The sequence below is a fragment of the Spartobacteria bacterium UBA695 genome, assembly GCA_002298145.1.
Taxonomy (GTDB): domain Bacteria; phylum Verrucomicrobiota; class Verrucomicrobiia; order Chthoniobacterales; family Chthoniobacteraceae; genus UBA695.
On the sequence record DBMP01000019.1, the window covers coordinates 1 to 9,187 of the forward strand.

Annotated in this window: 9 protein-coding genes; 5 read left to right on the forward strand and 4 right to left on the reverse strand. The window is 63.1% G+C overall.

Annotation, left to right across the window (positions count from 1 at the left end):
- On the forward strand, positions 1–338 hold a 338-nt coding region (locus B2828_RS11585), incomplete at its 5' end, for a transposase (RefSeq protein WP_479633904.1).
- 418 nt (positions 339–756) lie between these two features.
- Here B2828_RS11585 and B2828_RS11590 read toward each other — a convergent pair.
- Genes B2828_RS11590 through B2828_RS11600 form a run of 3 tightly spaced genes read right to left on the reverse strand, consistent with a single transcriptional unit; the run spans position 757 to position 3,827 of the window.
- Positions 757–1,455: a glycosyltransferase family 2 protein gene (locus B2828_RS11590; RefSeq protein ID WP_479633905.1), complete on the reverse strand. Its 699-nt coding sequence runs from the start codon at positions 1,453–1,455 to the stop codon at positions 757–759.
- Complete coding sequence (locus B2828_RS11595; RefSeq protein ID WP_479633906.1) at positions 1,452–3,170, reverse strand: ArnT family glycosyltransferase; 1,719 nt, start codon at positions 3,168–3,170, stop codon at positions 1,452–1,454. The genes B2828_RS11590 and B2828_RS11595 overlap by 4 nt, the downstream gene beginning before the upstream one ends.
- Positions 3,171–3,182: 12 nt before the next feature.
- A complete protein-coding gene (locus B2828_RS11600; RefSeq protein WP_479633907.1) occupies positions 3,183–3,827 on the reverse strand; it encodes a phosphatase PAP2 family protein in 645 nt (214 codons plus the stop codon).
- 29 nt (positions 3,828–3,856) lie between these two features.
- Between B2828_RS11600 and B2828_RS11605 the strand changes: the two genes are divergently transcribed.
- From B2828_RS11605 to B2828_RS11615, 3 genes are read left to right on the forward strand one after another with little or no spacing between them, the layout of a single operon-like run.
- Positions 3,857–4,597 carry an outer membrane lipoprotein-sorting protein gene (locus B2828_RS11605; RefSeq protein ID WP_479633908.1) on the forward strand — a complete coding sequence of 247 codons (741 nt, stop codon included), beginning with the start codon at positions 3,857–3,859 and terminating at the stop codon, positions 4,595–4,597.
- A 34-nt stretch (positions 4,598–4,631) separates the two neighbouring features.
- A complete protein-coding gene (locus B2828_RS11610; protein ID WP_479633909.1) occupies positions 4,632–5,195 on the forward strand; it encodes a GNAT family N-acetyltransferase in 564 nt (187 codons plus the stop codon).
- 41 nt (positions 5,196–5,236) lie between these two features.
- Entirely contained in the window at positions 5,237–6,451 is a 1,215-nt protein-coding gene (locus B2828_RS11615; protein WP_479633910.1) for a type II secretion system F family protein, read from the forward strand.
- Between the two features lie 35 nt (positions 6,452–6,486).
- Here the strand turns inward: B2828_RS11615 and B2828_RS11620 are convergent, their stop codons facing one another.
- Entirely contained in the window at positions 6,487–8,640 is a 2,154-nt protein-coding gene (locus B2828_RS11620; RefSeq protein ID WP_479633911.1) for a DUF3857 domain-containing protein, read from the reverse strand.
- 270 nt (positions 8,641–8,910) lie between these two features.
- Between B2828_RS11620 and B2828_RS11625 the strand changes: the two genes are divergently transcribed.
- Positions 8,911–9,187: peptidoglycan-binding domain-containing protein (locus B2828_RS11625; protein WP_479633912.1), on the forward strand; the 277-nt coding region annotated here is incomplete at its 3' end.

Here is a 9,187-nt window from a genome sequence, read left to right on the forward strand (position 1 = left end):
GGCTGGTGGCCAGCGCCAGCCTCCTGGCCTTCATGCCCGAGCTAGGTCGCCTCAAACGCAATCAAGCCGCGGCTTTGCTTGGCCTGGCTCCTTTTGTGTGCGACAGCGGAAACGAACGCGGCAGGCGCCATATCTGGGGCGGACGGGCTCATTTGCTCTCGGTTCTTTACATGAGCGCTCTCCACGCCATGTTCAAAAATCGGCAACTCCGCGAGTTTTATGAGAGGCTCAAAGCAGCAGGCAAACCGGGTAAAGTCGCCATCACTGCCGTGATGCGTAAGCTCATCGTTCTCCTTAACCACATCCTCAAATACCCCGATTTTGTACTTGCGCCTTAGGAGAGTTGCTCCCGGCCATATAAAATAGCCCGGAAACGGCAGTAGTTCTTTCGGCTATTGCCAGCCGTTTGTCGCGGGGTTATCAAGTCCCGGCTGGCTCTCGCTAGCTAGGGAGAATTTGTTGCTTCCGGGGCTAGAAGTAAAGCCTCTCTCTCGTTACGAATCTCCAGATTCGTAATGTCCTTGTCTTGGAATCTCCGATTCCGTCCTCACGGTTCACGAATCAGAGATTCGCAGACAGAAGACGTTCCCAATCTGGAGATTGGGAACGAGGCACGCCAGAATCAAAATTGCAGTCGCCGCAATCGAGTTGCGGGTTCAAGCGCGTGCCCAAATAGAGTTTGGGCACGAGGAGGGTGATTGGGAACGAGGCAAACCCCGGCGCGGACAAGTCAAAAAGCCGCAGGCGTAGGGCCGCCTACTTCACTTTATACTTCACTTGGCGGGAGAGCAGCCAGCGGACGCCGAACATATCCACCGTCGCTTTGATCGCCCGGTTGCCCAGGCCATATTTGCTCACACCCGCTGTGCGCGGGCGGTGGTTCACTGGAATCTCCACAATCTTGTACCCCATCCCCTTCACCAGCGCCGGGATGAAGCGGTGCATTCCGTAGAAGGGCACCAGCGCGGCGCGGCATTCGCGGCGCATCGCCTTGAGGGTGCAGCCCGTGTCGCGAACGCCGTCCTTCGTGAACCGGCTGCGCACGAAATTCGCCACGCGGCTCGTGATGCGCTTGACCACTGTATCCTTGCGCTTGGCCCGGTAGCCGCACACCAGGTCTGCCCCTTTATCAATCTCCGCCAGCAGCAGCGGGATATCCGCCGGATCATTCTGAAGATCCCCGTCGAGCAGCGCGATCACCTCGCCGCGCGCGGCATGGATGCCCGCGTACATGGCCGCGCTCTGGCCCGCGTTTTTCTCGAACTCCAGCAGGACTACATCCGGGCGCTTCTCTACCCGTTGGGCCGTTGCGTCCTTCGATCCATCGTCCACGAATACGATCTCGTAATTAAGGCCGCTGAGCGCGGAGTGGAGCTGCTTTTGAAGGGATTCAACGTTGTCTTGTTCGTTATAGAGCGGGATGACAACGGAGAGGGCAGGCGTGGGTTGGGTCATAAAGGAAGGCTGCGATAATTATGGCAGGCGAAAACCCATATCAAGCGTAATGGCAATCCTCGCCGCGCTTCGCTGAGAGTAGCCACCATCTCCACTTTGTCGAATCCTTTGACAATCGCTTCGGGGGCGCTCGGGGAGCGGTCCGTGACAAAAAGCGCGTCGCGGCCCTGGAAAAGACTGACCCCCCAGTCCTCGCTCGCGTACTCGTCGATCGGCAGCGTCGGGTTCACCGTCAGCATCGCGCGGATGAGCGCCCGGCGGCGGTCGGCCATCGTTTGCTCGTCGGCCGCGGGCGCGTCGAGCCCCTTGAGCGCCGCCTCCAGCGCGCCGCGTTGCGCCGGGTCCTGCACCTTGGCGAGCATCCCCTTGGCGATCTCCGTGGGCTCCGTCATCTCATCGTAGCGGCCCCAGAAGGAGTACTGGTTCTCGATCATCTGGGACTCCGGGATGTACACCGGCGGGTGCCCGGGGCCGTCGGCGCGCTTCTCGGGCAGGTAAAAGGCGAGGCTCGATGCCGTCTGGTATTTATTGGCAATGAGGAAGAGCGGCTTGCCCGACTCCGCCTCCAGCTTGTGCCGCAGGTCGTTTACCGCGATGGAGGCCGTCTCCCAGCCGCGCAGCCGCCCGCCCGGGTCCATGTTGTAGGACCACGGGATGCCCAGCGAACGGATCGCGTCCGTATTCACAATGATGAGGCTCATGACCAGCGCCAGCCCTAGGCCCGCGGCCGCGAACCGGCGCACCTTCACGCTGGAGAGCGCCTTCTCATGCCAGTAGGCCACCGTCAGGATGCCCAGGCCTACGAAAGCCGGGGAGGTCCAGTTCAGCTCGCCCATTTTTTTAAGCGAAAGCGTGCAGTAGAGGACGATCAGCGGCAGCGCGGCGAGCACCAGGAATTTCGCGCGAAAATCCGCCTTCATCGCGCGGCAGCCCTGCCAGAGCGCCACCACCATCGCGCCGAAAACCAGCGGCGAGTAGATCCCGAAATGCCCGCCAATAAAGCCCAGCAGTTCCTCCGGGTGAATCGAGAACTTCCCCTCCAGGCCGCCCCGGCTGCGGAGGTGCTCGATGGTGATCCAGTCGTGATTCGAGTTCCAAAGCACCGGCGGGATTACCGCCAGCGAGAAGACTGCCAGCATGACCCAGAACCCGGGCCGGAGAAATTCCCGGCGCAGCTTGGGCGTCAGCGCCAGCACCAGCACGATCGTCAAGAGCTCCATGGCGTTGGTGTACTTGCCCAGGAACCCGAGGCCGATAAGCGCGCCGGTCAGCGGCCAGAAAAGCGAGAACTTGGGCGAACGCTCCAGCGCCTCCCAGAGCGTCCAGAGCGCGGCGGTCCAGAAGAAGATCGAGATCGGGTCGATCGTCATCAGGAGCCCGCCGACGTTGAAAATGGGCGTCAAATTGAGCATCACCACCGTCCACGTCGCCACCGACTCCCCGTAGAGCCGCCGCGCCAGGCCGAAGAGCACCAGGCTCGTCCCGAGCGCCAGGAGCGGGCTCAGGAGGCGCACGCCGAAGGAGTTTGGCCCCAGCAGATCGGTCCCCGCCCGGATCGCCATCGCCACACCGGGTCCCTTGGAGTAATAAGCCCAGTCCAGCCGCTGCGACCACTGGTAGTAGTATGCTTCGTCTGGAGAGACCTCCATGGAGCCCCCCAGCGTGAGGCGCAGTGCGGTCAAGATAAGCAGGAAGACAATCAGCCAACGATTCATAAGGGATGCGGGTTAGGGAACAAGTAAACTCGGATGCGAAAGGTGAAGCTGCGGCGCGAGGCGGGCCCCGTAGCGCCGCCAGAGCGCTTCGAGCGCTGCCGCCACGAGCAGGCCCAGGCCCGTCCCCAGGAACATCGAAGTCAGCACGTCGCTCGGCCAGTGGGATCCGGTGTAAATGCGCGAGTAGCCAATCGCCGCCGCCACGAGGAAATAGCCCCGGCCCCAGCGCCGGAAAAAGAGCGCCAGCACCGCCGCCGCCGCGAAGTTATCCGACGTATGGCCGGAGGGGAAAGAGCGCCCGGTGATCGCCCCGGTCTCCGGTGTCGAAGTCAGCACCTCCGGCGCCATGAAAATGCTCAGCTGTTTGGGCTGGGTCCGGGCGAGCTTCACCACGCGGGCCGGTTCCACCTGGTGAGGCCGGGGGCGGTTGGCCCAGTGTTTGAGGGAATTGACCAGTCCGCAGTCGGTAACGGCCACCGCGATCAGGATCACCAGCACCGCCGCGCGCGCCCGGAAATTCCCCCACACGGCCACCGCGAGGACGGCCAGGATGAGGATCGGCCCCCAGAAGGCAAAATCCGAGAGCAAGGCCATGACCCGATCCAACGAAGGGGAGGTCCAGACGCCGTTAATGAGTGAAAAAAGGGTTTGATCCATCTGCGGGAGCGGAGAGACTAGCGAACAATATGAGCATTGCGAGACATGTAAATGCGAAAACCGGGCTCCTGGCCGCCCTCTGCCTGCCGGCCCTTCTGCTGGGCGGCCTCCTCCTTCCGGCTCGGGCCGACGACGACGCCCCGAGCGCCCGCGAACTCCTCGCGCAGGTCCGCGCCAACCAGGCCAGTCAGAACCGGGACCTCACCGGCAAGCTGCGCAAATCCTCCAGCGACGAGAAAATCGTCATCCCCTTTCGCCTCCTCCTTCGAGAGAGCACCATCGTTTATCAGTTCACCGACCGCCCCGAATCGCTCATCCTGCGCCTGGGGGACAAAAGCTCGCGGCTCGATCGCGCCACCGGCCCCGGCGATAAGCCCGAGAAAATCACCGGCGCCAAGCTCGATGACCTGATCCGCGGTACCGACATCAGCTACGAGGACCTCGCCCTCAAGTTCCTTTACTGGACCAACGCCATCGTTGAACCCCGCAAGGAGACCGTCATGACCCGCTCCTGCTGGATCGTCCGGGCCGTCCCCTCCCGCAAGGACGAGAGCCAGTACGACATGGCGCGCCTCTGGATCGAGCCCACTGGTGGCCTCCTTCAGGCCGAATGCTACGCGGGCGGCAAGCTCATCCGCCGCTTTTCCGTGCGCAACGTCCAGCGAGAGGCGGGCGGCAACGGCTACATTCTTAAATCCATGAGCATCCAGCGCCTCGACGCCCAGGGCAAGGGGACCCCGCCCACCTACCTCGAAGTGCGGCAGGATTGACCTGCCCGCGCCGGGGGACATAGACTGCGCGCCCATGATGAAGACCATCCAATGGGCGCAGTTTACCTGGGACCTCGCCAAGACCTCCCCGGGCCGCCCCGCCCTCCCTCCTTCGTTTTCCATCCGCCGCGCCACCCAGGACGACGAGGAGGCTATCCGCTCCGTTATCCTGAGCGCCTTTACGCTCGACTCGGAGTGGAACTCCTTCTTTTTCCTCGTCCGCCCGCTGTTCGAGACCGCTCTCGACGAGCTTTTTGGCCAGAACAGCGAGCCGCTTTGCCTCGTCGTGAGCCATGGGCCCCGCGTCATCGGAGCCTCTGGCCTTTCGGTCGAGCGCGATGCGTGTAACCACCTGCTCACCGGCCCGTGCCTCTCCCTTGAATACCGCAACCGGGGCATCGCCAGCGCCATGTTGGCCCACAGCCTCTCCTTCCTGCGCGAGGCGGGCCTGACCTCCGTGCGCGGCCTTACTAAGGAGGGGACCGCCGCCGCGCAGTTCATCTACCCCAAGTTCGGCTCCGCCCACGCCGCCGCACCGGATTCCCTCATCGCGGAACTCCGTAAACGCCGCAGCGAGCCGCCGAAGAAGAAAGCCTAGGCCCCCTCTAGCATCAAACCTGCTCTACCAAGGATGATCCCATGATCACCTACGCCTACCAAGCCCGTAACCCCGAAGGCAAAACCGTGAGCGGCGAGACGGATGCCGTGAATGAGGAAAACGCCATCAGTGTCCTGATGGGCCGAGGTCTCCTGGTCCTCTCCCTGGAGGAACGGGGCGTTCGCAAGGGCAGCCGCAAGGTGGCCCAGGTCGCCGACTCGGACTTGGTTATGTTCACCCGGCAGCTCGCCACCATGGTCGACGCCGGGCTCCCGCTGGTCTCCGCGCTGACGGCCCTCTACGAGCAGACGACCTCCCGCAAACAGGCCCCGCTGCGCCTGGTCATCGGCGAGGTCATGGGCCGCGTCCAGCAGGGCGAGACCTTCGCCGAGGCGATTTCCAAATTTCCGCAGGTCTTTTCCCGCCTTTATATTTCCATGGTCAAGGCCGGTGAAATGGGCGGTATGCTGGCCGAGATCCTCGACCGTCTCGCCGGGTTCCTGGAGGCGAGCGCGCGCCTGACCAAGAAGGTCAAATCGGCCATGACCTACCCCATCTCGGTCATCAGCATCGCCTTCCTCATCACCGTCTTCCTACTGGTCAAGGTGGTGCCGACGTTCGGCGAAATTTTCGGCAGCTTTGGCAAAAAACTGCCCGGCCCCACCCAGGTACTCCTCGATTTGAGTTCGTTTATCCGGGGCCACTGGCTGATCCTCACCCTGGCCTTGGTCGGGATCTTCGTGGCGATCAACCAGATTCTTAAAACTGAGAGGGGCAAGCAGGCGTGGGATACCTACAAAATGAAGATGCCCGTCTTCGGCCCCCTGATTCAGAAAATTTGCATGAGCCGCTTTGCCCGCACCTTTGCGCAGCTGATCCGCGCGGGCGTGCCGATCCTGGACGTCATGGCGATTGTCGGCGAGACCTCTGGAAACTTCCTGGCCGAGCGGGCTATCCGGCTGGTGGCGATCGACGTGGAGAAGGGGGATACGCTCGCGGCCGCCATGGCCAAGCAGCCGCTCTTTCCGCCCATCATGCTGCGGATGATCTCCGCGGGCGAGGCCACCGGTAAAATCGACGCCATGCTCGACAAGATCGCCGACTTCTGGGACGAGGAAATCGAGGCCACGCTGAGCGCGCTGACTTCGCTCATCGAGCCGTTCCTGATCGTCTTTCTCGGCGTGGTCGTGGGTGGCATTGTCGTTGCCCTCTTCCTGCCGATCTTCCAGATGAGCGAGGTCGTCTCGGGCAAGTAGGCGGTGCCCGGGCCGGGGCTCGGTGGGGAGGGGCATTAGCCCCAGATAACCCAGCAGATGCAGGCCAACAGCCCCAGGACAAGCAACGCGAGGCTCAGCGCCGGGAGGGCCAGCTGCAGCCGTTCCCCAAACGAGTAGCGCGGTACCCGGTGGCGTGAACGGTGGCGGTGGGGCTGAGCCAGCTGGGGAGCGGGCTCCCAGGATTCAACGACCGGGGCGGGGGTTTTCGCCCGCCTGAGGCCGGAGCTTACCTCCACGTTCACCGGTAAATCGAGATGGATGCCGGTGGTGGGCCAGAGCTCAAGGAGGTCGCTGCGATGGGCATCGAAGCTGTCCGCCTCCACGATGCTTTTTTGGATTTTGACCGTGTGAAACCAGATCCATCGGCCCCGGAGCTTGCGCACTTCCTGATCAAAGATGAAAGCGCCGGAGGCTTTGTGAAATTGTTTCAGGGCCCCCTCGTGCATGGTGGGGGTGTGGAACTCGATGTTATGCGCGAAGATCCCCTCGTTACCCAGGAGTAGTGGGTATTTCCGGGTCTTATCGCCGGGCGGAAGGGCCAGGAGGGATTGAACGACGTGGCTATGGTAGCCGAGGTGGCAGAGCTGGGGGTTCTGCCCCTTGGCGTAGGGCTGGCCCAGGTCGTAGCGCTCGGTTAGCTTAAGCTCGTTGCCCGCGCGGTTGTCCTTCCACTCCGGCGTGCCGATCCTGGAGATTTCCGGGAAGAGGTTCCGGTAAAATTGCTCTCTCCTCTTTGAGACGGCTTCGGCTCCCTCCATGGCTAGGCTGCACCGGAGGCTTTCGGCATGGACGCCGGTCGCCGCGCAATGGACCTCCATCACCGTCTGGCCCCCCGCCGTGTTGAGCCAGAACGATTCGCGGAGCATGTAGGTGTTCTTCTGCGAGCCGCCTTCTATGGGGGTCAGTGCCTGGGTGTCGGGGGCGATGGCGAGCCCCGCCTTGAACTCCGGCAGGGGCCGTCGGAGCACCCCGCCGCCCTGGAGGATCGAGGTCGGGTCCACCCAATGCCGTTGCCCCTCCAGGGTGAACTCTACGATGGCGTGGTTAAAGAGGTTGGGCGAGGGGAGCATTTTCGCCACGTCCCCCCGCAAGCAGGTGTTGACCAAGACGGGCCGGGCCTCCAGGCCGAGGTGCCGTAGGAGGCGCACCAGGAGGAGCGTCTTGTCCTTGCAATCGCCGAAACGCCGCTGGAGCGTCACATCGGGGGCCGTCGGGATCTGCCCGCCGAGGTCCTCGTTGAGGCTAAGGTAGCGGACCTCGTCCTGGACGAATTCAATCGCCCTGGCGGCCCCTACGCCGGGGTCCTCGATCCCCGAGAAGAGCATCTTCGCAAACGCTTCCGTGCCTGGCTGGGGGGAGCCCGTTTGCCAGGCTTCCTCAAGCGCGACGGCGATCTCGTTCCACGAAAGGCAGTCGGAGACGTGGATATATCTCACGCCGGAATGCCACGCCGGGGCGCTGCTTTCAAACGGATCTGCCGGGATGCGTTCGAAGGTCCACTTCCAGCGCGTCTCGCCGCCGATATCCCGGGCTTCCGGGTCCGGCAGGCCGGGGCTGGAGGTCCATTTCATGTCCGAGGCATCCGGCGGGAACTGGATGCTGAAGCAGTAGCTGCGAACCGGAACGAAACACGGCAGGCACTCCAAGACCGAATAGCGCTGGCCTAGCAGCCGGGGCTGCGTGACGACCGTATAGCTGAAGTCGAGGAGATCGCCCAGCTGCACGTTTTCCAAAAGCAGCACCACCGTCCACGCGCCATCAATGACCAAGCGCTCCATTTGCTGTTCGCGGCGGAAGAACCGGAGCCGTTCCGCACAGGCGTGTTCCGTCACCTGGCCGCCGCGTCGGATGGCGATGGAGTGGATGATGACGTGTTGGGTATCCGGGTCGAAATTCAGGCTCCACTGGGAGAGATTCTGCACGCCCTGGAGCGTCTCCAGCCGCTGGACGATCCGCTGGAAAGACGCCCTGCTCGCGGTGTGGTGCTGGGTGTCGATGAGCAGGTAGGCCTGGTTGCAGGCATGCTGCGGGCGATCCTCTTCATCAATCTCATGGGCCTCCACCCAGGGTTCAGGCGCGGCGATGGTGACGCGTTCCCGGATGCGGGGCGGGACTTCGCCTGCTGCAGAAAGTCCATTCGTGGGTTGGGGGGCGGATTCCGTGCTCATGTCGGTAGAGGAAGCGGCAAGGATAGTAAAACCGAGGAAAAAAAAGAGAGATTTTTGCGGTCCCGAGGAACTTTTCTGCATGGTATTGGGCAATAAATACCCCCCAGGAGCCGGATTTTTTTTCCGTGCGGTGTCGCGCACCGGCACGTTCCGTCCCGATACTTTGGGTGCGGGGAAAAAAAGGTCATGAATAGGCGCGTCTGTGTAATGGCGGTTCTGGGATGGGCGGTGGCGTGGAGCGGGGGGAACGGGTTTTCGGCGGACGAAACCGTGAAACCCGTGGCCGCGGCCCAGGCGTTCCTCAAGGATCAACGGCTCTACCGGGGCCCTGTCGACGGCTTGCCGAGCCCGGCGACCGCCGCAGCCGTGCGGCGCTACCAGATCCTCCACGGCTTTCGGGCCACGGGGCTTCTGGATGAGCCAACGCTCGCCGCCATGCTGGCCCCGCCGCCTCGGTCGGAGAAGCTAACGCAGTCCGACCGCGATCTGCTTCGCGAGCTGGAGAGCACCCCGCCGCCCCTGCCCGTGGGCGAGCAGCGCCGCGAGC

Coding starts and splice junctions, on each gene's coding strand:
- B2828_RS11590 (WP_479633905.1), bottom strand. CDS start 1,455: ATGACCCAACCCACGCCTGCCCTCTCCGTTGTCATCCCGCTCTATAAC.
- B2828_RS11595 (WP_479633906.1), bottom strand. CDS start 3,170: ATGAATCGTTGGCTGATTGTCTTCCTGCTTATCTTGACCGCACTGCGC.
- B2828_RS11600 (WP_479633907.1), bottom strand. CDS start 3,827: ATGGATCAAACCCTTTTTTCACTCATTAACGGCGTCTGGACCTCCCCT.
- B2828_RS11605 (WP_479633908.1), top strand. CDS start 3,857: ATGAGCATTGCGAGACATGTAAATGCGAAAACCGGGCTCCTGGCCGCC.
- B2828_RS11610 (WP_479633909.1), top strand. CDS start 4,632: ATGATGAAGACCATCCAATGGGCGCAGTTTACCTGGGACCTCGCCAAG.
- B2828_RS11615 (WP_479633910.1), top strand. CDS start 5,237: ATGATCACCTACGCCTACCAAGCCCGTAACCCCGAAGGCAAAACCGTG.
- B2828_RS11620 (WP_479633911.1), bottom strand. CDS start 8,640: ATGAGCACGGAATCCGCCCCCCAACCCACGAATGGACTTTCTGCAGCA.